16 protein-coding genes are annotated in these 22,621 nt (G+C 56.4%); 1 reads left to right on the forward strand and 15 read right to left on the reverse strand.

Going from position 1 to position 22,621, the window contains the following annotated elements; translation table 11 throughout:
- Positions 1–124 precede the first annotated feature (124 nt).
- From PSH64_RS04210 to PSH64_RS04250, 9 genes are all read right to left on the reverse strand, one after another.
- Complete coding sequence (locus tag PSH64_RS04210) at positions 125–1,105, reverse strand: peptide ABC transporter ATP-binding protein (protein WP_305480055.1); 981 nt, start codon at positions 1,103–1,105, stop codon at positions 125–127.
- A complete protein-coding gene (locus PSH64_RS04215) occupies positions 1,105–2,073 on the reverse strand; it encodes an ABC transporter ATP-binding protein (RefSeq protein ID WP_305480056.1) in 969 nt (322 codons plus the stop codon). Before PSH64_RS04215 ends, PSH64_RS04210 begins: the two co-directional genes overlap by 1 nt.
- A 10-nt stretch (positions 2,074–2,083) precedes the next feature.
- The gene (locus tag PSH64_RS04220; RefSeq protein WP_105340042.1) at positions 2,084–2,995 is read right to left on the reverse strand and encodes an ABC transporter permease subunit; all 912 of its coding nucleotides are present in this window, start codon (positions 2,993–2,995) and stop codon (positions 2,084–2,086) included.
- A gap of 10 nt (positions 2,996–3,005) precedes the next feature.
- A complete protein-coding gene (locus tag PSH64_RS04225) occupies positions 3,006–4,016 on the reverse strand; it encodes an ABC transporter permease subunit (RefSeq protein WP_018929516.1) in 1,011 nt (336 codons plus the stop codon).
- Positions 4,017–4,089: 73 nt separating this feature from the next.
- A complete protein-coding gene (locus PSH64_RS04230) occupies positions 4,090–5,685 on the reverse strand; it encodes an ABC transporter substrate-binding protein (protein ID WP_105340043.1) in 1,596 nt (531 codons plus the stop codon).
- A 77-nt stretch (positions 5,686–5,762) separates the two neighbouring features.
- Positions 5,763–7,178, reverse strand: a complete 1,416-nt coding sequence (locus tag PSH64_RS04235; RefSeq protein ID WP_105340044.1) for an OprD family porin — start codon at positions 7,176–7,178, stop codon at positions 5,763–5,765.
- Positions 7,179–7,349: 171 nt separating this feature from the next.
- The gene (locus PSH64_RS04240; protein WP_305480058.1) at positions 7,350–8,951 is read right to left on the reverse strand and encodes an ABC transporter substrate-binding protein; all 1,602 of its coding nucleotides are present in this window, start codon (positions 8,949–8,951) and stop codon (positions 7,350–7,352) included.
- A gap of 301 nt (positions 8,952–9,252) precedes the next feature.
- The gene (locus PSH64_RS04245; RefSeq protein ID WP_305480059.1) at positions 9,253–10,878 is read right to left on the reverse strand and encodes an ABC transporter substrate-binding protein; all 1,626 of its coding nucleotides are present in this window, start codon (positions 10,876–10,878) and stop codon (positions 9,253–9,255) included.
- Positions 10,879–11,136: 258 nt separating this feature from the next.
- Positions 11,137–12,747 (reverse strand): ABC transporter substrate-binding protein, encoded by a 1,611-nt coding sequence (locus PSH64_RS04250; RefSeq protein ID WP_305480060.1) that lies wholly within the window; start codon positions 12,745–12,747, stop codon positions 11,137–11,139.
- Between the two features lie 961 nt (positions 12,748–13,708).
- Here PSH64_RS04250 and PSH64_RS04255 point away from each other — a divergent pair.
- Positions 13,709–14,080: a DUF6124 family protein gene (locus tag PSH64_RS04255; protein ID WP_305480062.1), complete on the forward strand. Its 372-nt coding sequence runs from the start codon at positions 13,709–13,711 to the stop codon at positions 14,078–14,080.
- A gap of 72 nt (positions 14,081–14,152) precedes the next feature.
- Here the strand turns inward: PSH64_RS04255 and PSH64_RS04260 are convergent, their stop codons facing one another.
- Genes PSH64_RS04260 through PSH64_RS04285 form a run of 6 tightly spaced genes read right to left on the reverse strand, consistent with a single transcriptional unit; the run spans position 14,153 to position 22,597 of the window.
- Positions 14,153–15,001: an aminotransferase class IV gene (locus PSH64_RS04260; protein WP_305480063.1), complete on the reverse strand. Its 849-nt coding sequence runs from the start codon at positions 14,999–15,001 to the stop codon at positions 14,153–14,155.
- A gap of 50 nt (positions 15,002–15,051) precedes the next feature.
- Positions 15,052–15,939, reverse strand: a complete 888-nt coding sequence (locus tag PSH64_RS04265) for a phytanoyl-CoA dioxygenase family protein (RefSeq protein ID WP_305480064.1) — start codon at positions 15,937–15,939, stop codon at positions 15,052–15,054.
- A 13-nt stretch (positions 15,940–15,952) separates the two neighbouring features.
- Positions 15,953–16,888, reverse strand: a complete 936-nt coding sequence (locus PSH64_RS04270; RefSeq protein ID WP_305480065.1) for a hypothetical protein — start codon at positions 16,886–16,888, stop codon at positions 15,953–15,955.
- A gap of 47 nt (positions 16,889–16,935) precedes the next feature.
- The gene (locus PSH64_RS04275) at positions 16,936–20,316 is read right to left on the reverse strand and encodes an ATP-binding cassette domain-containing protein (protein ID WP_305480066.1); all 3,381 of its coding nucleotides are present in this window, start codon (positions 20,314–20,316) and stop codon (positions 16,936–16,938) included.
- A gap of 4 nt (positions 20,317–20,320) precedes the next feature.
- Positions 20,321–21,406, reverse strand: coding sequence for an AraC family ligand binding domain-containing protein (locus tag PSH64_RS04280; RefSeq protein ID WP_105340051.1), 1,086 nt, complete (start codon positions 21,404–21,406; stop codon positions 20,321–20,323).
- A gap of 24 nt (positions 21,407–21,430) precedes the next feature.
- Positions 21,431–22,597: an acetyl-CoA carboxylase biotin carboxylase subunit family protein gene (locus PSH64_RS04285; protein ID WP_305480067.1), complete on the reverse strand. Its 1,167-nt coding sequence runs from the start codon at positions 22,595–22,597 to the stop codon at positions 21,431–21,433.
- Positions 22,598–22,621 lie beyond the last annotated feature (24 nt).

Genomic DNA, 22,621 nt, shown 5'->3' on the forward strand with positions numbered 1-22,621 from the left:
GGAAGGGGTTGGTGAACAGGTCAAGTATCTCCGTGGGAGCGAGCCTGCTCGGGAAGGCGTCATGACAGTCTGCATTCATGTCGACTGACACAGCGCTATCGCGAGCAGGCCCGCTCCCACATTTTTAGGCCACGCCGTCGAGGAACTGCTCGGCGTAGTGGCAAGCCACCTGGCGGGTGTCGAGCAGGCGCAGGAGCGGCTCTTCAATGGCACAGCGCTCGGTCGCGTACGGGCAGCGCTTGTGGAAGGCGCAGCCGGACGGCGGGTTCAGCGGGTTTGGCAGTTCGCCAACGATCTTGATTTTCGGCTTGTCCGGATCCGGGTGAATGGTCGGCGTCGCCGACAACAGCGCCTGGGTATACGGGTGCAGGGGACGGGTGTAGATGTCCTCTTTCGGGCCCATTTCTACCGGGCGGCCGAGGTACATCACCATCACGTGGTCGGCGACGTGACGCACCACCGCCAGGTTATGGGAGATGAACACGTAGGCGGTGTTGAATTCCTGCTGCAAATCCATGAACAGGTTGAGCACTTGCGCCTGGATCGATACGTCCAGCGCCGAGGTCGGTTCGTCCGCCACCAGCACTTTCGGTTGCAACATCATCGCGCGGGCCAGGGCGATCCGCTGGCGCTGACCGCCGGAGAACATGTGCGGGTAGCGCTGGTAGTGCTCGGGACGCAAGCCCACCTGCTTCATCATTGCCTGGACTTTCTCGCGACGTTCCGAGGCGCTGAGGTTGGTGTTGATCAGCAGCGGCTCGGCCAGTTGATCACCGACTTTCTGCCGTGGATTCAACGACGCGTACGGGCTCTGGAACACCATCTGCACATCTTTGCGCAGTTGCTTGCGCTGAGCCTTGTCGGCGCCGGCGACTTCCTGCCCGGCGATTTTCAACGAGCCGGAGGATGGCTCTTCGATCAATGTCAGGGCGCGGGCCAGGGTGGATTTGCCGCAACCGGACTCACCCACGACGGCTAGGGTCTTGCCGGCTTCCAGTTCGAACGACACACCGTTGAGGGCACGCACGGTCGCATGACCCTTGAACAGGCCGCGGGACACTTCGTAGTGACGGGTCAGGTTGCGGGCGGTAAGTACGACGGCCATTACGCCACCTCCTGGTTCAACGGGTAGAAGCAGCGGGCGAGGCTGTTGCTTTTCTGATCAAGGGCCGGACGTTGCGTGCGGCAGTTGTCCTGCACGTACGGGCAGCGTGGCGACAGCAGGCAACCTTGCGGGCGGTCGTAGCGACCGGGAACGATGCCCGGCAGCGTCGACAGGCGCGCAGCACCCAGGCTGTGTTCTGGAATGGCCTTGAGCAGCGCTTCGCTGTACGGGTGCGCCGGAATGTCGAACAGTTGTGGCACCTGACCGACTTCAACCGCTTGGCCGGCGTACATCACGCACACGCGCTGGGCGGTTTCGGCCACGACCGCGAGGTCGTGAGTGATCAGCACCAGGCCCATGTTCTGTTCTTTTTGCAGGGCCAGCAGCAGGTCCATGATCTGCGCCTGAATCGTTACGTCGAGCGCGGTGGTCGGTTCGTCGGCGATCAGCAGTTTCGGTTCGCCGGCAATCGCCATGGCAATTGCCACGCGCTGGCTCATGCCGCCGGAGAGTTGGTGCGGGTAGGCATCCATGCGGCTGGCGGCACCGGGGATTTCCACTTTTTCCAGCAGTTCGATGGCGCGCTTGCGAGCGTCCCTCCTGGACATTTTCAGATGCAGGCGCAGCACTTCTTCGATCTGGAAGCCCACGGTGTAGCTCGGGTTCAGCGCGGTCATCGGGTCCTGGAAGACCATGGCCAAGTCTTTGCCGACGATTTGCCGACGCTGACGGTTGCTGAGCGCGAGCATGTTCTTGCCGTCGAAATTCAGGGCGTCGGCGGTGACGATCCCCGGATGCTCGATCAGGCCCATCAGCGCCATCATGGTCACGGACTTGCCGGAACCCGATTCGCCAACGATGGCCAGCACTTCGCCCTTTTCCACGGAAATGTCGAGACCATCGACCACCGGAACGGCGTTGGCGTCGCCGAAGCGAACATTGAGATTCTTGATTTCTAACAGTGACATTTGAATCTCCTCAGGCGGCGTTCTTGAGTTTCGGGTCCAGCGCATCGCGCAGGCCGTCGCCCATCAAGTTGATTGCCAGCACGCTGAGCAAAATGGTCAAACCAGGCAAGCTCACCACCCACCAGGCGCGTTCGATGTAGTCGCGAGCCGAAGCCAGCATGGTGCCCCACTCAGGGGTTGGCGGTTGTACGCCAAGGCCGAGGAAGCCCAGTGCCGCGGCATCGAGAATCGCCGAGGAGAAACTCAAGGTGGCCTGAACAATCAGCGGCGCCATGCAGTTGGGCAGCACGGTGACGAACATCAGGCGAGGCAGACCGGCACCGGCCAGGCGCGCGGCGGTCACGTAGTCGCGGTTCAATTCGCCCATCACCGCGGCGCGGGTCAGACGAACATAGGACGGCAACGAAACCACGGCGATGGCAATAATGGTGTTGATCAGGCCAGGGCCGAGGATGGCGACAATCGCCACCGCCAGCAGCAGGGACGGCAGGGCCAGCATGATGTCCATCAGACGCATGATGGTCGGGCCGAGCACGCGCGGGAAGAACCCTGCGAACAGTCCCATCAGGATGCCTGGAATCAGCGACATCACCACCGATGACAAACCGATCAGCAGGGACAGGCGCGAGCCGTGAATCAAACGCGACAGCAGGTCACGACCGAGTTCATCGGTACCCAGCAGGAACTGGATATGCCCGTTTTCCAGCCAGGAGGGCGGGGTCAGCAGGAAGTCGCGGTACTGTTCGCTCGGGTTATGCGGTGCGACCCATGGGGCGAAGATCGCGCAGAAAATCACCAGCAGCATGAACATCAGGCCGGCGACGGCCCCTTTGTTCCTGGAAAAGGCCTGCCAGAATTCTTTGTAGGGCGACGGATACAGCAGGCTTTGATCGACTGCTACCGGTGTAGTGAGAGTGGTCATGGTCTTGATCTCAGCGCTGATGACGGATGCGTGGGTTGGCAAAGCCGTAGAGGATGTCCACTACGAAGTTGACCAGAATCACCAGGCAGGCGATTAACAGGATGCCGTTCTGCACCACGGGATAGTCCCGTGCGCCAATGGCTTCGATCAGCCATTTGCCGATGCCGGGCCAGGAGAAAATGGTTTCGGTCAGGACCGCGCCGGCCAGCAGCGTGCCGACCTGCAGGCCGACCACCGTCAGTACCGGAATCAGTGCGTTACGCAGACCGTGCACGAACACCACGCGCGATGGCGACAGGCCTTTGGCGCGGGCGGTGCGGATGTAGTCTTCACGCAGCACCTCGAGCATCGACGAACGGGTCATCCGCGCAATCACCGCCAGCGGGATGGTGCCGAGCACGATGGCTGGCAGGATCAGGTGATGCAGGGCATCGAAGAACGCTCCGACGTCATCGGCCAGCAACGTATCGATGAGCATGAAGCCGGTGCGTGGCTCGATGTCATAGAGCAGGTCGATCCGCCCGGATACCGGGGTCCAGCCCAGGCTCACCGAGAAGAACATGATCAGGATCAGGCCCCACCAGAAGATCGGCATCGAGTATCCCGCCAGGGAGACACCCATTACCCCATGGTCGAACAGGGACCCTCGCTTGAGTGCCGCGATCACCCCGGCCAGAAGGCCCAGGATGCCGGCGAACAACATGGCGGCCGAGGCCAGTTCCAGGGTCGCGGGGAATAGAGAGCTGAACTCGGTCCAGACGCTTTCACGGGTACGCAGGGATTCGCCGAGATCGCCGTGGGCCAGTTTGCCAATGTAATCCAGGTATTGGGCATACAGCGGTTTGTTCAGACCTAGGCGTTCCATTGCCTGAGCATGCATTTCGGGGTCGACCCGACGTTCGCCCATCATCACTTCCACGGGGTCGCCAGGGATCATGCGAATCAACGCGAAAGTCAGCAAGGTGATGCCGAAGAACGTGGGGATCAATAATCCCAATCGGCGGGCAATAAAACTAAACATCTTGTGTGGTACCTCATCAGCCGGTTAGGCGTGCCCGGCATCGCTGGGGTCAGCGATGCCGGGAGTTTCTTATCTACTTCACCTGGGTGGTGGCGAAGTTATTAGTGGTGAGGGGGCTAATGTGATAACCCTCTACGTTGTTGCGCATCGCAGTGAACATACGGGTGTGCGCCATGCTGATCCACGGCTGGTCCTGATTGAAAATGGCCTGGGCCTGTTCGTAGAGTGCCGTGCGTTCGGCCGGGTTCACTTTAGCCCGTGCTTCGTCGATCAGCGTCTGGAACTTTTCATTGCACCAGCGAGCGTAGTTTTCGCCGTTCTTGGCGGCCTCGCAACTGAGCATAGGCGTCAGGAAGTTATCCGGGTCGCCGTTATCGCCCGCCCAACCGGCGGACACCATATCGTGCTCGCCGTTTTTCGCGCGCTTGAGCATTTCGCCCCATTCCATGACACGAATATCGACCTTGATCCCGACTTTGGCCAGATCGGCCTGCATCATCTGCGCGCCGAGCATCGGATTAGGGTTGGTCGGGCCGCCGCCGTTACGGGTGAACAGGGTGAACACGGTGCCATCCGGTACACCGGCTTCCTTGAGCAGGGCGCGAGCCTTGTCGAGGTCGTGAGGCGGGTTGGTCAGTTTGTGGTTGTAGCCCAGCAGGGTGTCCGGGTACGGGTTGACCGCCACCGTCGCATTGCCTTTGCCGAACAGCGCGTTGACATAAGCCTCTTTGTCGAACGCGATGTCGATGGCTTTGCGCACCCGCACGTCGCTCATGTACTTGCGAGAGGTGTTCATGGCGACATAGGAGACGGTCATCGCGTTCAGCTCATCAACCTTCAGGTTGGTGTCTTTCTTGATGCTCGGGATGTCATCCGGTTTCGGATACAGCGCGATCTGGCACTCGTTGGCCTTGAGTTTTTGCAGGCGCACGTTGTTGTCGGTGGCGATCGCCAGGACCAGCGCGTCAGCCGGTGGCTTGCCACGGAAGTAGTCCGGGTTGGCCTTGAAGCGGACCTGAGCGTCCTTGGCGTAACGCTGGAAGATGAATGGGCCGGTGCCGACCGGTTTGTTGTTCAGGTCGCCGGTCTTGTTGGCCTTGAGCAGTTGATCGGCGTACTCGGCGGAGTAGATCGAGGAGAAGGCCATGGCGATGTCGGCCAGGAACGGCGCTTCGCGGCGAGTCAGGGTGAACTTGACCGTGTTGTCGTCGACTTTCTCTACGCTTTTGAGCAGTTCCTTGAAGCCCATGCTCTCAAAGTACGGGAAGCCCACGCTCGACAGCTTGTGCCATGGGTGATTCGGGTCCAGCTGACGCTGGAAGCTCCAGACCACGTCGTCGGCGTTCATGTCGCGGGTCGGCTTGAAGTATTCGGTGGTGTGAAACTTGACGCCTTTGCGCAGGTGGAACGTGTAGGTCAGGCCGTCTTCGCTGATGTCCCAGGATTCGGCCAGCGCCGGAATCACTTCAGTGGTGCCGGGCTTGAAGTCCGCCAGGCGATTGAAGATGGTTTCGGCCACTGCGTCGGCTGTGACTGCAGTCGTGTACTGGACCATATCGAAGCCTTCCGGGCTGGCTTCGGTACAGACCACCAAGGGTTTGGCCGAGACGCCAACAGCGACACTCAGCAATGCGGCAGCGATGGCCGCTCGTAGGGGAAGCATTTTCATCAAGAACCCTCTGCAATCGGTTGAACAGGAAAAAACCGGACGGCCGACTCGTCATGAGTCAGCCGCCGGCGTGCGTTTTACAGAATGTTGAACGGGATGGTGGTCACGAGACGGAACTCGTTGAGGCTGCCATCGGCCTGGTTTTCGCTGGCACGGTGCGCGGTGTAGGTCGCGCGGATGGCGGTGGCCTTGAGTGGGCCGCTCTGTACCGCGTACGAAGCGCCGATGCCGTATTCGTAGTGGTGCTCGCCGTCCATCGCCTTCACGTCGGTATAGCCGGTGCTGTTGTAGTGAGTACCGTCGATACCCCAGCCGCGAGCCTGGTAGATGTTGAACTTCAGGCCGGGCACGCCGTATTCGGCCATGTTCAGGCCGTAGGCGATCTGGAAGGACTTCTCGTTCGGGCCGTTGAAGTCCGACAGCAGGGAGTTGGCCAGGTAGATGCCGTTGGTTTCGTGCAGGTAGTCGAAGTATTCGTTACCGTTCACTTCCTGGTACGAGAAGGTCAGGCTGTGGGCCTGGTGGGTCAGGCCGAACGACAAGGAGTAGGTGTCGTTGTCGATTTCGCCGAGCTTGGCTTTACCTTCGTCCACGGTTTTGTAGTAGTTCAGGCCGGTGGTCAGGCTCAGGACCTGGCTGTCACCCAATACGTGGGTAGCGCCGAAGTAGTATTGATTCCACAGGTCTTCGGCCTGGGTGCCCCAGAGGCTGGTGGTCAGGCTGGCGAATGGCTGGTAGGTGATACCGGCAGTGTGGACGTGATCGGCTTCGGCATGGGTGTCGCCGTATTCGGAACGGAACTTGCGCTGGCTCTGTTCGGTACGCGGAGAGTTGCGGTCGAAAGTGCCGAGGTCGAAGGTCAGGTTTTCCAGCTCTTCACTGTGCAGGCTCACACCTTCGAAGCTCGAAGGCAGGGCACGGTTACCGATGACATCGACCATCGGGCTGCTGAAGTTCTGACGACCGGCGGTCAGCGTGGTGTTGGAGATGCGGGCCTTGACGTTGGCCAGGCCCAGTTTGCTCCACTGGCCGACGGCGTCGCCGCCTTCCTTGGTCAGCGTACGGTTGTTGCCCGCGCCAGGACGCGTGGTCGGTGCGCCGCCGTTGTTGGAGGCCAGGTCTTTGCGATCACGATCCAGGGCAATGGCGTTGTAAGCCGCAACTTCGGTGCTGAAGCCGACAGTACCCTCAGTGAAACCGGAGTTGTACTTGACGATAGTGCCCTGAACCCAGTTGATGCGACGATCAGTCGGGGTCGACACACCGTCCTTCTTGTAGGCGAACTTGCCGCCGCGTTTCAACTGCTCGTTGGCGTACCAGTTACGCGTGGAACCGGTGATCGATTGGCCTTCGACAAAGCCAGTGGCTTCGCTTTGGGCACTTTTCTCTTTCACGGTAACCGGGGTGAAAGCCTGGCTCTGGGATTCAGCGTAAGCCGTGGCGGTCACGCTGCTGATGGCCAAGGCCAATAACGCGGTGCTGCTCAGTTTCATGGGTGAGGCTCCTTTCTTTCTTTTTTAATGCCGGTCTTTTTTGGTGATCCGGCTATTTGGTTTAGAACTCATTCAGGCATCGCAAACGTTTGCTGCAGGCCGATTTGACGAATTACGGCAATACGCTTGCATGAGGGCGGAATCCGCCCCCCAGCGTTTTTGGCTAATTGGTTATTGGTCGATACTGACGCCCGAGAACACGTTGCGACCGAAGGGGCTGACCTTGAACCCTTCGACTTTGGCGCTCAACGGCTGGTTGACCGTCGAGTGGGCGACCGGCGTGATCGGTACCTGCTGCTTGAGGTACTGCTGCGCCTGTTTGTAGAGCACGGTGCGCTGGTCGCGGTCGGTGACGACCTTGGCCTGCTTGATCAGCTTGTCGTAAGCCGGATCGCACCACATGGAGTAGTTGTTGCCGCCAATGGCGTCGCAGCTGTACAGCGTGCCGAGCCAGTTGTCCGGGTCGCCGTTGTCACCGGTCCAGCCGATCAGGCTGATGTCGTGCTCGCCGTTCTTGGTGCGCTTGATGTACTCGCCCCATTCGTAGCTGACGATCTTGACCTTGAGGCCGATCTTCGCCCAGTCCGCCTGGAGCATTTCGGCCATCAGTTTGGCGTTGGGGTTGTACGGACGCTGGACCGGCATGGCCCAGAGGGTGATTTCGGTGCCTTCCTTCACACCGGCAGCCTTGAGCAGTTCCTTGGCTTTTTCCGGGTTGTAGGCGGCGTCTTTGACGGTGTCGTCGTAGGACCACTGGGTCGGGGGCATGGCGTTGACCGCCAGTTGACCGGCGCCTTGGTAGACGGCGTTGAGAATGCCTTGCTTGTTCACCGCCATATCCAGCGCCTGGCGCACTTCGAGCTGGTCGAAAGGCTTGTGCCGAACGTTATAGGCGATGTAACCGAGGTTGAAGCCGGGGTTCTCGATCAGCTTCAGTTTCGGGTCATTTTTCAGTGCGGTCACGTCGGCGGGGCGCGGGTGCAGGGTGATCTGGCATTCGTTGGCCTTGAGCTTCTGCACGCGCACCGAAGCGTCGGTGTTGATGGCGAAAATCAGGTTGTCGAGTTTGACCCGGCTTGGGTCCCAATACTGCTTGTTGCCGCTGTAACGGATGTTGGAATCTTTCTGGTAGCTCTTGAACACGAACGGTCCGGTGCCGATCGGCTTCTGGTTGATCTCGCTCGGTTTGCCTTCGGCCAGCAATTTGTCGGCGTACTCGGCGGACAGAATGGCGGCGAAGCTCATGGCGATGTTCTGGATGAACGCGGCGTCGACGCTATTGAGCGTCATCACCACGGTCAGTGGCCCGGTCTTTTCGACCTTGGCGATGTTCTTGTTCAGGCTCATCCCGTTGAAATACGGGAACTCGGTCGGGTAAGCCTTACGGAAGGGGTGCTGTGGATCGAGCATGCGATTGAATGTGAACAGCACGTCATCGGCGTTGAAATCGCGGGTCGGCGTGAAGTATTTGGTCGTATGAAACTTCACCCCTTCGCGCAGATGAAACGTGTATTTGAGTCCGTCCTCGGAAATATCCCAGCGGGTTGCCAGGCCTGGCACGACGTTGGTGGCGCCTTTTTCAAACTCTGCCAATCGGTTGTACAGCGGCTCGGCGGCGTCGTTATCGGTCGCAGTGGTGTACTGCGCGGTATCGAAGCCGGCGGGGCTGCCTTCGGAGCAGAACACCAGGCTGCCATTGGCGGCCTGGCTGATGGAAGTGGCGGCCAACAGGCCGGTGCCCAGCAATGCGGATAAAACCAAGGTATGGCGCATGACGCTCCCTCTTTTTTAGTGTTATTCAATGCGCCGCGATCCCGTCCGGGGACGTTGTGGCTGCATTGAGCTCAAACCAATACGGGCAGCAAACCGATAGCCCACGCAGTCACTGGTCAGAACCCGACGGTAGGTGCCGTGGGTCTGGCAGTAAATGCGCTGAGTCCTAAAGACTCGTAGGAAAAGGCAACGCGTCCTAACCCCTGGCTGCGTCAGGCAGTGGATTTGGACGTAGGCAAATTCCTATCTTCTCGGCAGAAAAAAGCAGCGGTAACGCTGAAAACGTCGCCGCTGCTTTTTCTTATTTGCTGACGCTGACGCCGTAGAAGGAGTTCAAGCCAAATGGGCTGATCTTGAAGTCCTGCACGTTGGCGCGCATGGGTTGGAACACCGTCGAGTGAGCGATAGGTGTCATTGGAACAGCATCTTTGAGGACGTGTTGCGCCTGTTTGTACAGTTCGGTGCGCTTGGCCTGATCGGTGGTGCGTTTGGCTTCCTTGACGAGGCCGTCGAATTTCTTGTCGCACCATTTGGAGAAGTTGTTGCCACTCAGCGAGTCGCAGCCGAACAGCACGTTGAGCCAGTTGTCCGGGTCACCATTGTCGCCGCTCCAACCGATGATCATCGCCTGGTTCTCGCCGCCTTTGGAGCGTTTGATGTACTCGCCCCATTCATAGCTGGTGATCTTGACGTTCAGGCCGATCTTCTTCCAGTCGGACTGCAGCATTTCAGCCATCAGCTTGGCGTTCGGGTTGTACGGACGCTGTACCGGCATCGCCCACAGAACGATTTCGGTGCCTTCCTTGACGCCGGCTTCCTTGAGCAACTGCTTGGCTTTCTCAGGATCGTACTTGGCATCCTTGATGGTGGTGTCGTAGGACCATTGAGTCGGCGGCATGGCGTTGACGGCCAGTTGGCCTGCGCCCTGATAAACCGAGTCGATGATCTGCGGCTTGTTGACGGCCATGTCCAGCGCCTGACGAACGCGCAGATCGGCCAGCGGGTTCGGCTCGTTGCTGCCCTTGACCTTGTCCATCACGTTGTAGGCGATATAGCCCAGGTTGAAACCGGCCTGCTCAGGCATCTTCAAAGCTTTATCTTCTTTGAGCGCCTTCAGGTCGGCTGGACGCGGGAACAGGGTGATCTGGCACTCGTTCTTCTTCAGCTTCTGGATACGTACCGACGGGTCGGTGGTGATGGCGAAGATCAGGTTGTCGATCTTCACGTCATCAGGCTTCCAGTAATCCTTGTTCCCGGTGTAGCGGATGTTGGAGTCTTTCTGGTAGCTCTTGAACACGAACGGGCCGGTGCCGATCGGCTTCTGGTTGATGTCGGCGGTCTTGCCTTCCTTGAGCAGCTGGGCGGCGTACTCGGCGGACTGGATCGAGGCGAAGCTCATGGCCATGTTCTGGATGAACGCGGCGTCTACATCTTTGAGGGTGAACTTGACGGTGTGGTCGTCGACTTTATCGATCTTGGTGATGTTGGTATCCATCCCCATGTCGGTGAAGTACGGGAATTCGGTCGGGTACGCCTTACGGAACGGGTCGTCCTTGTTAATCATGCGATTGAAGGTGAACAGCACGTCGTCGGCGTTGAACTCACGAGTCGGCTTGAAATACGGGGTGGTGTGGAACTTGACGCCTTCACGCAGGTGGAAGGTGTAAGTCAGGCCGTCATCGGAGATGTCCCACTTGGTCGCCAGGCCAGGAATCACGGCGGTGCCGCCGCGCTCGAACTGGGTCAGGCGGTTGAACATGGTTTCTGCAGAGGCGTCGAAGTCGGTTCCGGTGGTGTACTGACCTGGGTCGAAACCGGCCGGGCTTCCTTCGGAGCAGAACACCAGGTTAGACGCCGCTTGGGCGAAAGGTGCGCTGGCTAACAGGCTTGCGCCGACTAAAAACGGAATGACCGCGTGTTTAAGCATGGTGGCCTCATGATTTGTTGTCATTTTTGGAATTAGAGGACGACCTCGTGAGTCGACCTGCGGATACTTATGCAGGGGCCGTACCCAATGCAAGATCCTGAATGGCCACAAGTCCTAAAGAGTGGCACGAACGTACCTTAATGTCGCATATGTGTAAAAGCTGACGCATTTGACCGTTTGCGCAGGTTTTTTACGGTGCAAAACGTGCACCGAGAAGGAGCAACCGGGGCGTGTGACGCACCCGGTTGGAGCCTGGTGTTACTTATTTATACCCACGCCATAGAACGGTGTGAGGCCGAACGGGCTGATCTTGAAGTCGGTGACTTCCTTGCGCAGTGGCTGAAACACCGTCGAGTTGGCAATCGGTGTGATAGGTACTTGTTGCTTAAGGATTTGCTGCGCCTGTTGGTACAGTTTGACCCGCTGCTGTTTGTCCGTGGACACCTTGGCTTGCTGCACCAGTTTGTCGTAGGCCGGGTCGCACCATTTGGCGTAGTTGCTACCTTTCACCGCAGCGCAGCTGTAGAGCACGCCGAGCCAGTTGTCCGGGTCACCGTTGTCGCCGGTCCAGCCGTAGATCATCGCGTCATGTTCGCCATTCTTGGCGCGCTTGATGTATTCGCCCCATTCATAGCTGACGATGTTGGCCTTGATCCCGACTTTCTCCCAATCCTGCTGGATCATCTGTGCCGACATCCGCGCATTGGGGTTGGAGGCGCGCTGTACGGTCATGGCCCACAGATTGATTGTGGTGCCGGGTGCAACCCCCGCTTCTTTCAGTAGCGCTTTCGCTTTGGTCGGGTCGTGGGGCGCGTCCTTGATGGTCGGGTCATACGACCATTGCGCCGGTGGCAGGGCGTTCTGCGCCAGTTGCCCGGCACTCTGGTAGACAGCCTTGATGATCGCCGGCTTGTCGATGGCCATGTCCAGCGCCTGACGCACCTTGAGCTGGTCCAGTGGTGGGTGGGTCACGTTGTAGGCGAGAAAGCCGAGGTTGAAGCCAGCCTGCTTGAGCACAGTCAGGTTCGGGTCTTTTTCCATCACTTCAATGTCCGCCGGGCGCGGGTAGCCGCTGACCTGGCACTCGCCGGCCTTGAGCTTCTGCAAACGCACGGCGGCGTCCGGGGTGATCGAGAAAATCAGGTTGTCGAGTTTCACGTCCTCGGGTTTCCAGTAGGCCTTGTTGGCGGCGTAGCGGATTTGCGAGTCCTTTTGGTAGCGCTTGAACACGAACGGGCCGGTGCCGACCGGTTTCTGGTTGAGGTCGGCGGCTTTGCCTTCTTTCAGCAGTTGGGCGGCGTATTCGGCGGACTGCACCGAGGCGAAGCTCATGGCGAGGTTTTGCACGAACGCGGCGTCGACGTTGTTCAGGCTGAAGCGCACGGTGTGGTCGTCGATCTTGTCGATGCTTTTGATCGTGGTGTTCAGGCCCATGTCGGTGAAGTACGGCGACTCGGCGGGGTAGGCCTTGCGGAAGGCGTTGTCCGGGTCGAGCAGGCGCTGGAAGGTGAACAGCACGTCGTCGGCGTTGAAGTCGCGGGTGGGGGTGAAGTAGTCGGTGGTGTGGAACTTCACGCCGTCGCGCAGGTGGAAGGTGTAGGCGAGGCCGTCCTCGGACACGTCCCATTTTGTTGCCAGGCCGGGCTCGACTTCGGTGCCGCCGCGTTTGAATTGGGTGAGGCGGTTGAAGACGGTTTCGGCCGAGGCATCGAAGTCGGTGCCGCTGGTGTATTGGCTGGGGTCGAATCCGGCGGGGCTGGCTTCGGAGCAGTAGACCAGGGTGGTGGCGGCTTGGGCGGTTTGTGCGAGTGATGCGGTTGTGGCGAGGGCGAATGCGAGCAGGAGTGGTTTGACGGTGGTTCTTTCCATGGAGTCCCCGAGGGCTTTGCGGCGATATTTTCCTGAGGGTAGCGTTGTTGGCGGCGAGGGTGGAAATATCGTTTTTTGAGGGGGACCCCTCTGTTGTGGCATACCCCGGATTGTTCGGGATCTTGGCGGCCTTCGGGCCGACCATGCTCTTGTTGGTCGGGTACATATCCGTTTCTGCGGTAACGGCTACTTATGGTTTCGCCCTTACGGCGACTCCCTTTTTTACAAGCGCCTAAAAAAGGAAGCAAAAAACGCTCGCCCCAAGCGTCCGGCCCCTCGCTGAGGCTCGGCGTTCCTTCGTTCCGGTATCCATCTGGGGGCATCGCCCTACGGTTGGCTTCGCTTCAACCTACATGCGATGGGTTCGACTGCGTCGAACGGCGCTGCGCGCCAATCCCCAGATGAACACCTCCACTCAGCCTCCCGAAGGGGCGGGTGAATCAAGATCAAAAGCGGCAGGCGAGCTAACGCTCGGCCTGTAGTTTGGCGGGTGTACGCCGCTCCACTGTGGGAGAGGGCTTGCCCGCGAAGGCGGCCTGATAGCCGACCCATCTCTTTCGTCTGTACCTGAATGATCTTTCCTACGCTCCCGCGTGGGAACGCCGCCAGGGACGCTCCGCGTTCCGCTTTTGAATGTTTAATCGATGTGTCAGAACGCAGACCTTTCCCACGCATCTTTCAGGTTGTCCGTCGGAAGCGGGCTCTCTAGTCTTTGGCTGTCGCTGCAAAACCAGCGAGCAGGTGTGGAAACCTGAACCTTAAGTAGTTGCATTGCATCACCACCGTAATCGTTGCCGATGTCTTCTTTCGTCTGCAAACTGCGTTATGGCGGCTGTGCGTGGGCAGACTTCGGTCTGGCCGGGTGCCTACTTACCGGTTTTCCACCCCGCGTACAGCTGCCACCTCTTTGTCGTGTGGAAACGACAAGTGGATGGCTCCCACTCAATAAGTAGGAGTTTTTATGGATAAGTTGATCCCCGACCCACCCTTCAACACCACCACACCCAACGCCGAAGCTTTGCGTAGCGAAGCGCTACTCAAAGACCGCGAAGCGATAAAACGTGCGCTCGACTACTACCTCGATCCGCCCAAACCTTACGCCGCAAAACCTCGTCGCCCCAGCACGATGTACTTGGTTGCCCCTGACATGGACACCGAAAGTCTCCTGGCACAAGCCTGCGAGTCATTGGCCTCGGCCAGTGTCCTGGCCAGTGATTTCGCCACGAACCTGATCGGCCCGCAGCGCAACACCGTGTTGGCGATTCAACAGATCATCATGCTGGCGGAATTGGCGGTGAATCGGGCGTTGGATAACGTCGATCCGCAAGCGTAGGCGGGTACCGTTCGTTCCTCTGTTCTGCGGCGCTAAAACCCGCTAAATCTTCGGGGGAGCCTCCCCCGAAGATTAGGGCAGTGTGTGTATCACGCTCTTTCTGTATTGGTTTGCCAACAACTCGACCCACTGGTTCCTTTCATAATGCACACCGTCAATGCAGCTGACTTCAGTGATTTCCATTGCTGTGCCACATAAGAAGGCACCATCAAAATGGCCCAATTCCGAACTCGAAATGTCCCTCTGCATCACTTGCAGATCCAGCACCGGGCACAGTTCATCGATGATGACGCGGCGAGTGATGCCCGCCAGTGCCATTTCGGTCGTCGGTGTAATGAGTTGGCTGCCCTTCACAAAAAAGATATTGGAACCACTGGACTCGCAGACCGTATCGTTGGTCGAGAGAAACAGCACGTCGTCAAATGCCTCATCTTTATCATGGAAGCTCAAAAAACTGATCGCATAGGTGGACGAGGTTTTGGCTTGATACGGATGGCAATCGGCGGGCGCGCGTCTCCAACTGGCGGTCGTGAGCCTGTAAGGTGTGGTCGCTGCCTTCGGAGCAAATGGCAGGACGAATATCGCCACTTTGCTGCGGCAACCTCGACCCATGAAACTGACGTCGGCTTCGTCATAAAACACGATGATTTTAATGTACGCGTCTTGCAGCTCGTTGCGCTTGAGTAGTTCATTGCACGCCTCAGTCAGCGTTGCGTTGGTGTAATGCAGGGCATGTTTGAACAAGCGGGCTGACTGTTGTAACCGTTGTAAGTGCTCCTCGCACTTGAAAACCTTGCCGCCATAACTGCGCATGCCTTCGTAGACTGAGGAGGCATAGGACAGCGAGTGTGTGACGGGCGACAAGTTAATCTGATCAAGCTGGAGGTATACGCCGTCCAGCCAGGCGAGAGCCGTGGTCATAATCTATTTCCTGATTGATGTTCTTATGATGTTTACAGCGAAGTGAGACGTTAATTCTTTATGATTTCTCGCGCGGTCAGTGCGTTGTAGAACTCGCCTTTGATCAACCCTTCACCTTCATAGCTATTGGGGCGTCCACCTTGACGTTCGAGTTCCTTGATGATGGATTCGTAGTCGTCCACGGGGACGATCCTGAAGTCCATACTGACTCGCGTCATGTTTTCCATGTTCTCTGCGGTCCCGTGCAGAATCCGGGGGTCAAACATCAAGCATTGACCGTAACGAAGGTTGGTCGGCATGGCGTCGGTGCGCAGATCGGCCATCAGTTGGGGACGTTGCTTTGCATAGTCAAAAAAGGCGACCCGACTTTCTTTGTATTCGTCATAGGTATAACCCTGCTCTTGCGCAAAGGCTTTAAGAGTATTGATGCTTGCAGTTCTGGAGCAAACGCTGAGCGTGCCGGTATTTTTCACGTCACAAAATGGCAGCCACATGTTGATCTGTTGAAAATAATCGCCCAGCAGTGTGTCCGAGTGATGGGTGAAAAGTTCGCCATCCGGCAACCTGTATCGATCATCCAGTTTGGCGGGGATGTGATAGCGGACCAATGGGTTGTGTTCGAATACGAAATCAAAATCCAGATGGTCGCTGAGCCAATGAACAAACTTGTAATACGCCTCGATCATCGGCGCCCCGAGTGTTTGCAGAGGGTCATGCCAATGGCCGGAGTCTTCCAGATGATTGCTGATTTCTTCCTGGCTCAGGCATTCATGTATTTTGTTCAGTGCAAAGTCGGTTTTGAGGTTGTAGCGACTGGCCAAGGTCTTTTGAAGTGTCCCTGCCAAGTCAAAGTTCGACGTTGGGTAATCCATGATAGAGATGCCGTTCTCTATCCTATGAACACTGTAAAGCTGTTTGTTGATATCGAAAAAAGACATTTTAAACTCCTTGTTAGCTGTCTCTCGTACTTGAAAACTCATGCATTTGATGCGGGTTTTTCGTTCGGATCGGAATCAGCCAGCTCTCCAGGTCCACCACCCGGTTGGCGCCCATCCGTATCTTTATATCGATTGCTCCCCGCCCTAGGCAGTTGTTCTTGAAGCCCAGTGATTCTGCCACTTTGTACAGTTGGTAATAATCGCTGACGTACAGGTTCAGCCCCGCCGGAACCTGGCTTCGGTCTTGACCCTGAACCAGTTGCGAGAAAACCCCGCGTTGTTCATCGGCGTAACTGAGCGAGCCATAGACCGGTGCATGGGTCGTTTTGTCGTAGTTCATTTTGATGTAGTACTTTGAACCTTCCGTCGACCGTGCCAGTGCCTGCATTGCCTCGAGCGAATAGAGGTTTTTGACGTGCTGGTATTTATCCACATTGAAGGATTGAAGAAGTGAGAACGCCACCAACACCTCGCTGTTCTCGGGCAATTCACCAAGACGGTATACCTGCGTATGACAGAGGTCCTCGGCCCGGCGCGTCAGGCGCATCATTTCTTTGTAGTGTTTCCTACCCATCGAAGTGAGCAAGCACTCATCCAGGGTTCCCTCAACCTGGAGGTAGGCGACTTGCATGAAGGGCACAGGGATGATTTCTTGTTCGTATTGCTGCCGTATCGAATCTGTCGACTTCTCCATGGAGGGCACTAACAGCCAGTCGGCTGTGTGTGCCTCTTGTGCAAGCGTGTTCAGGTAGTGCGGATCGGGGCGTTCGGAAACGGGTAAATAAAAAAAGCCCGGGGCTACATAAGCCTGTTCCTCATGCAGGGCGCTATGCTGAACCACCGTTCCTTTGAGTGTTGCTTCCCAATGGGCTATTCCACACAGGGGTAGTTGTGGGCGGGAGACACCATAGCTGATACAAAACGCATCTCGTTGCGCCTGCAATTCCATGTTTACGATCCTTGTATAGCCACTCGTAAGGATTTATTCGGGGCTTTTTATGCCGTTTTTTCAACCAGCCGTTTTTCGTGATTGAAATTGAAGTTTCTGTTGCCGAGTGCGGAAAGTTCGGGATTGTGAGTAATGATGAAAAACAACGTATTGGGAAGCGCAGAAATGAGCTTTTGAATCAACTGAACTTCATCCGCTCTGTTCAACTCTGAAGTCGCTTCATCGAGGATGACAATCGCCGGGGTATTGAGGGTCAGATCAAGCAATGCCAGTCGTTGTAGTTCTGACTTGCTCAGGTTTATTTCACCATTCCAGGGGACGTGTTGGTTAAAGCCATCCTGCAATTGCTCGACAATATCCGAGAGCCCGAGATAGGCCGCGCGTTGATTGAGTTCTTCCAGTGATGGGTTGTTAAAGTGCTGCGCCAGCGAACCCGGTTTAAACACGGGGTTGGAGGTCAGTAGCTGGACTTCTTCCGCATGCTGGCGTGCCAGGTACCCATCGGTGCCGCCTAGCGTGGATATCTGCCCTTGGCTTGGGAACAAACTGCCCACTACCAGGTTGGCAAACGTGGATTTGCCGACGCCACTGGCACCCATGATCACAACGACTTCATTCTCATGGAACGATTGGTCGAAGTGTTCGAGCACCGTTGAGCCGCTGTTCGGGTTAATGAACGTGACGTCGGAAAAGGACACCAACGGGGCATTCGAACCGACCTTTGTCTGCACCGGCGAAGGTCGAGGCTGAAAGCTGGCAACCACCAGGCGATCAGCACTGTCCAGGACTTGCCGGAGTTCAACAAGACATCTGCCGAGTCGTGCAAAAATCGCAATCAGGCTGTAGGAGAGACTGATCGCCAAAACGTTCGCCATGCTGACCGTGCCCGTTGCATTGAAGTAAATCGTTGACGCAACGATGCATGACAGGAAAAAAACGCCCATCAAATCCAGCTTGTAGCTATACCAGCGACGCGTTGCTGCATTGTCCAGCGAGGCGAATGCCCGAGTAGTCACGCTGGGTGACAGCCAATCCAGAATCATCGAATTGTCGTGTGCATTATCAAATCGACCACCTGACCAATTCAGTGCCTGAACACGTGCAAACAAGGTGGACGTGGCGTCGATTTCCCCGGTATTGAATCGCCGGAGTAACTCGCCGGAGTTTCTTGCGCCATACCAGTAGCAAAGCCCGATAACAACGAACGGCAGCAATACATAGAGGTTGTTCAGCATGACGTAGCCGATTGTTATCAACAGCAAGGTTACGGCGCCAACCGTTTCCAGCAACAACACCGGCAGAACCTCATCGACGCGACGCTGATCCCAGGTCAGCTTGTTCTGACTGTCACGATTAACCTCTTGAGCCAGGGTGTGGTCCAGGCCTGGATTCATCAAATTAGCGAAGTAATGAATGCATTGGGTTGAGGCTGCATCAATACTTTTCCTGACGGTAATCAGCGCCCCGAAAATCGACAGGACCGCACTCACCACTAAAACACTGACCAGCCCGATCAAGGACAGCTGCAAGTGTGTCGTGAGATAACCGCTGGCAATAATGTAATCGCCCGCAATGGTAAACACTTCTTTAAGAGCGAATAGCGCGAAGGCTATCAACGAGATTTTCCACAGGCCGAAATCCAGCAGGCTTCTTGTGATTGACCTTGAGCGTATCGTTGCAGTTTTTGACCGCTCGGGTACAGAGAGAGGCTCTGCTTCGTCTGCCGGATCAACCGGGGCGAGGTTCTCGGAGCGGGTGCCAACAGGGTGTGAATGCGCTGCAAGTTGATTGGTTTGCACGTGCGCAATGTTGCCGCCCGCCACTGTCCAGACTTCTTGCGCGGCCGCTTTCTCTTCCTGTTTGTCCGTGACAAAAATGACGTTGGTATCGCGCCATGGGCCTTGCAGAAGTGAAACAAGCAGGCCCGCCGCGAGGCTTTCGTCCAGACCCGAAGTGGGTTGGTCAATGAAGATCCACTGCGGCTGTGCGACCAAGGCTCTGGCCAACTCAAGACGCTTTCCCTGGCCTCTGGAAACGTCCCAGTTGCCCTCTGCGCCATGGGTGAGCTCATTCAGGTAATCAACGTAAAAGTGCTCGGGTAAGCGAGACAGAGCAAAGGCGCGGCAGGCCTCGTCGTCTGAAAAGTCTCTGCGGTAAAGACTCAGGTTCTCGCGAAGCCCGCCTGCAAACATCCACGGCTCGTCTGGAATGAAGATTGCTCGGCCGTCAGTGTCGTCAAGACATTGCGCTCGGTTTCGTAGCACCGAGGTCTTGCCGCTGCTCGCGGTCCCGATAATCGCAATATGTTTAGCTTGGGTGGTCGGTAGCTGTACCGGTTCAAGGTGGGACGAATCAGCGTGATTGGCACGAAGGAAATACTCGATGTTTTTGTGCCCGACAAATCCTTGAGAGATGCTTTGCACAATATCCGGAATGTTATTGGCGACGGATCTCAAACCGCCAATCAATGCCATGGCCGCCAACACTCCAGGTGCATCGACGTGACCCAGATAGACTAGCTGCAACAGTGCCGCACTGAGCAGCGCCGCAATGGGCGTCATCGTCGAGATCAAACTGATCGCCGCCACCAGGCGGGCCGCTTTTTTCAGCGACGCTGCTTCGGGGTTTCGTTTGTCGGCGTAGTCGCTTATCAGTTTGGCATTCCAGTTCTTAAGCCAGGCCTGGCGTCGGTTTTTTGTAGCGAACACACCTATCTCAATGCGTTGCGTGGCGTTCAGTGATAGTTGTGCATAGGTCATGCTCAGTCGTTGAGCCACCCAGAACACGACCAGTGAACTGACGACAATGACCGCCAACGCGGCCAAGGCACTGACGCCTAGGGCAAAGAAGAAGAATGTTGAGGTAAAGATGACCGTGGCGAGTGCCAGCGAGATTGTTATAAGTCCCGACCATGAAGATTCGACACGTGCCGCTTCGCGGTCAAACAGCGTGGTGAGGCTGAGTGGAGACGAGCCACCCAGCGAACTGTTCTTTTTGAGAAGAAGGCGTTGTTCCACATAAGAGCGACCGCCGACACCCGCCAGTTCGGCCAAAAAAAACGAGTGGTTGAGCGCCAGCCAGGCGCAGTAGGTCAGCGCCATGCAGGTGGCCCCGAGTGCGATGTTCGACATGACCACCGAGTCGTCTTGTATGAGCTGCGCCAGTAACGATTTGAGGGTAATGGCGGCGCCAAATGCCGCCGCGGTATGTACACCGATGGCCACAAACGCCAACACGATATCTTGTCTGAGGGCTGCAAAAATCCTGAGGTGAAGCCTGTCCTTCCCGTTTTCTTTCCCTGCATCCTGTATCGCAGCGCCACGCCAGCGCTGCCAGCGGGACGCGTGAACGGAACGTGCGCCTCGATGGCGTCCAGGTTCAGGGATCTGAAACCATAAAATTGTGTTCAGGATTTCTGCAATCTTCATGGAGTCAGTTGTATGCCGGCTTGGTTGGAGGTGTTGTATCCATTGCACGATGCGAGTAGTCAGCGCAGGCAATGTCGGCAAACCGGTCGCAAAGCAGAGTGATCATGTTCCAGCCTTCGCTCAGGGTTTCACGCAGCTCTTCGATTTCCTTGGGTGATGCCTGATTCAGCAGTTCTATGCCCATACTGACGTGGCTGCCATCATCTTCACCGTGCTCTTGGAAGTGCGGCATGCTGGTAAACACGCGGGCCGCCTCGCTATGGAAAATCTCGCCGCTGCCTTCCAGCACGATGTGCATCAGCAATGTCTTGACCATGTCGTTCTTGTAGAGCATTTGATGCCTGAACCATTCCATGGTTGACAGGAATGCCGCGTCCCCTATGGGCGAGTGAGTGGCATGGCGCTGATTGCGCAGATTGTTGTTGTGTCCCAGTTCTTCCACTAGGTGTTCAAGCGCGATTTTCTTGTGTGCAGGATCAAGCGTCATCGCCACACGTATATGCAGCAGGTTCTGAAACATGTCTGACCAGGTCTGCAGGCAATCGAGAAGCCTTTCACGTACTTCGGGCTGATCGATCGACGGTGAATTGATCAGCGAAAGCAGCCGACTGTTCCTGAAGCTCTCCAGATAACCCTCGTTATCTTTTAACAGCCCGTCGGCGGGCTTGGCATTGACTGTTTCTTGAGCCTTGAAGACGACATTCGGTTGAAGGGTGTCCTCGTACAGGGCCTTACCGTTGAACTGAATAGATAGTGCCCAGAAACCATCGTTGGTGCCTTTGAAACCATGCCGCGAGTGGGGCGGGACCAGCACCATATCACCCGCCTCGATATTTCGTTCTGTATCGCCAAGGGTTTTCCCCGAGCCGTCACAAATCAGGATCAGGCTCGCCTCGGGGTGTTGATGAACCGACAATTCCTGGTCCTTTTCGAGTCTGACCCAGCTAAGGGCCACCTCGCTTTTGGACGGAATGAACTGGGCCAGCGCGGGATGTTGGGAAAATATTTTTACAACACCCAAGTCGTGTAAGGCGCCATTCACCACCACGCTGTTGAGGGGGGCGATGTCACTTCTAGAGATAACTTCCATATCGTCTATTCCTATTGTTGGCAATTAACTTGCGGAACTTAGTCTGTTCAGGTGGTTAATGGCGGTATAAAACTTCTTGCGATCATTGCTGGCAATGACCACTAGGCCGATTTTGTCATCGTTTATGTGCGGTCTTCCCAGCGGGGGATTGGCTTCGCCCATTACTAGTCTGATGATGTCCACTTCCTGCATGTAATCCCTGATCAGGTCCGGGTTCAGTGGTTCATAAAAAAGATGAGAGCCAGCAAATTTGTAGTGTGTCAGTAGAGTGTTGGTAGTGTCCGATTCGGCTTCGTGACTATGAAAGCGCAGTGTTTCTCTAAAAAGATCAACGCCTGTTGTGAGCTCAACCAATAAGCCGATGTAATCACCGCCGACGCGGTTGTTGACTTCTATCAGATGAAATTTTCCATCTGCTATTGTTACTTCAATATGGCAAGGCCCATGTGTGTGATTGATTGCGGTCAGCAGGCGCTCGCAATAACGACTCAATTCGCTGAATGTGTCGCTGTCGAGATTGTCCGGCGAGATGATGTGCTGCTCTTCTGCGAGCGATGTTTTGTATAGTTGTTTATTGGTTATGGCGAGGACTCGGTGTTGTGAATCAATGGTCAGTGTTTCGACACTGACTTCCCGTCCGTTTAAAAACTCTTCCGCCAGCATGACGAAATTTTCATGATTGAGTCTCTCCAGCGTATCGAGCAGGGATGCGGAGTCTTTGATGATGAAGACGTTTTCGCTACCGGAGCCCGTTGGGTCTTTTAAGACCATCCCATTTGGATAGCAGTTGAAAAACGCTTCGACGTCCTTTCTTGTTTTACAGATCTTGCTGGCAACGGCGAATTCAGTATGTTCCAGCCTGGATCGCATCAAAGGTTTGCAGATGCATATTTCGCAGGTTTCGTAATCGATGCCCGGGATGGCGTAATGTTGACTGGCACGTGCGGCGGAAAGCAGCCCATCCTCCGTGAATGAAAAAATGTAATCGATAGATTGTGCTTTTAGTATTTTATCTATTTCTTCGATGATGGTGATTTCGGAGAAATCATTGATGAGATGGATTTTGTTGGTAAGTGCTGCGAGGTTTTTACCCTGTGACTCAGGAAGTTGCAGCACGATGAAGTTAAAGCCTAAACCTTCGAAGTGCATGAAGGTTTCGTCATGTCCGCCGATCAGTACAATGTTTTTCATAAAGTTCCATTGTTGGCGAGTGGG

The sequence above is a fragment of the Pseudomonas sp. FP1742 genome (assembly GCF_030687145.1).
In the GTDB taxonomy this organism is placed as follows: Bacteria; Pseudomonadota; Gammaproteobacteria; order Pseudomonadales; family Pseudomonadaceae; genus Aquipseudomonas; species Aquipseudomonas frederiksbergensis_D.

What these genes read in the sequence shown, in the direction of transcription:
- PSH64_RS04210 (WP_305480055.1), bottom strand. Translation starts at nt 1,105, where the DNA reads ATGGCCGTCGTACTTACCGCCCGCAACCTGACCCGTCACTACGAAGTG.
- PSH64_RS04215 (WP_305480056.1), bottom strand. Translation starts at nt 2,073, where the DNA reads ATGTCACTGTTAGAAATCAAGAATCTCAATGTTCGCTTCGGCGACGCC.
- PSH64_RS04220 (WP_105340042.1), bottom strand. Translation starts at nt 2,995, where the DNA reads ATGACCACTCTCACTACACCGGTAGCAGTCGATCAAAGCCTGCTGTAT.
- PSH64_RS04225 (WP_018929516.1), bottom strand. Translation starts at nt 4,016, where the DNA reads ATGTTTAGTTTTATTGCCCGCCGATTGGGATTATTGATCCCCACGTTC.
- PSH64_RS04230 (WP_105340043.1), bottom strand. Translation starts at nt 5,685, where the DNA reads ATGAAAATGCTTCCCCTACGAGCGGCCATCGCTGCCGCATTGCTGAGT.
- PSH64_RS04235 (WP_105340044.1), bottom strand. Translation starts at nt 7,178, where the DNA reads ATGAAACTGAGCAGCACCGCGTTATTGGCCTTGGCCATCAGCAGCGTG.
- PSH64_RS04240 (WP_305480058.1), bottom strand. Translation starts at nt 8,951, where the DNA reads ATGCGCCATACCTTGGTTTTATCCGCATTGCTGGGCACCGGCCTGTTG.
- PSH64_RS04245 (WP_305480059.1), bottom strand. Translation starts at nt 10,878, where the DNA reads ATGCTTAAACACGCGGTCATTCCGTTTTTAGTCGGCGCAAGCCTGTTA.
- PSH64_RS04250 (WP_305480060.1), bottom strand. Translation starts at nt 12,747, where the DNA reads ATGGAAAGAACCACCGTCAAACCACTCCTGCTCGCATTCGCCCTCGCC.
- PSH64_RS04255 (WP_305480062.1), top strand. Translation starts at nt 13,709, where the DNA reads ATGGATAAGTTGATCCCCGACCCACCCTTCAACACCACCACACCCAAC.
- PSH64_RS04260 (WP_305480063.1), bottom strand. Translation starts at nt 15,001, where the DNA reads ATGACCACGGCTCTCGCCTGGCTGGACGGCGTATACCTCCAGCTTGAT.
- PSH64_RS04265 (WP_305480064.1), bottom strand. Translation starts at nt 15,939, where the DNA reads ATGTCTTTTTTCGATATCAACAAACAGCTTTACAGTGTTCATAGGATA.
- PSH64_RS04270 (WP_305480065.1), bottom strand. Translation starts at nt 16,888, where the DNA reads ATGGAATTGCAGGCGCAACGAGATGCGTTTTGTATCAGCTATGGTGTC.
- PSH64_RS04275 (WP_305480066.1), bottom strand. Translation starts at nt 20,316, where the DNA reads ATGAAGATTGCAGAAATCCTGAACACAATTTTATGGTTTCAGATCCCT.
- PSH64_RS04280 (WP_105340051.1), bottom strand. Translation starts at nt 21,406, where the DNA reads ATGGAAGTTATCTCTAGAAGTGACATCGCCCCCCTCAACAGCGTGGTG.
- PSH64_RS04285 (WP_305480067.1), bottom strand. Translation starts at nt 22,597, where the DNA reads ATGAAAAACATTGTACTGATCGGCGGACATGACGAAACCTTCATGCAC.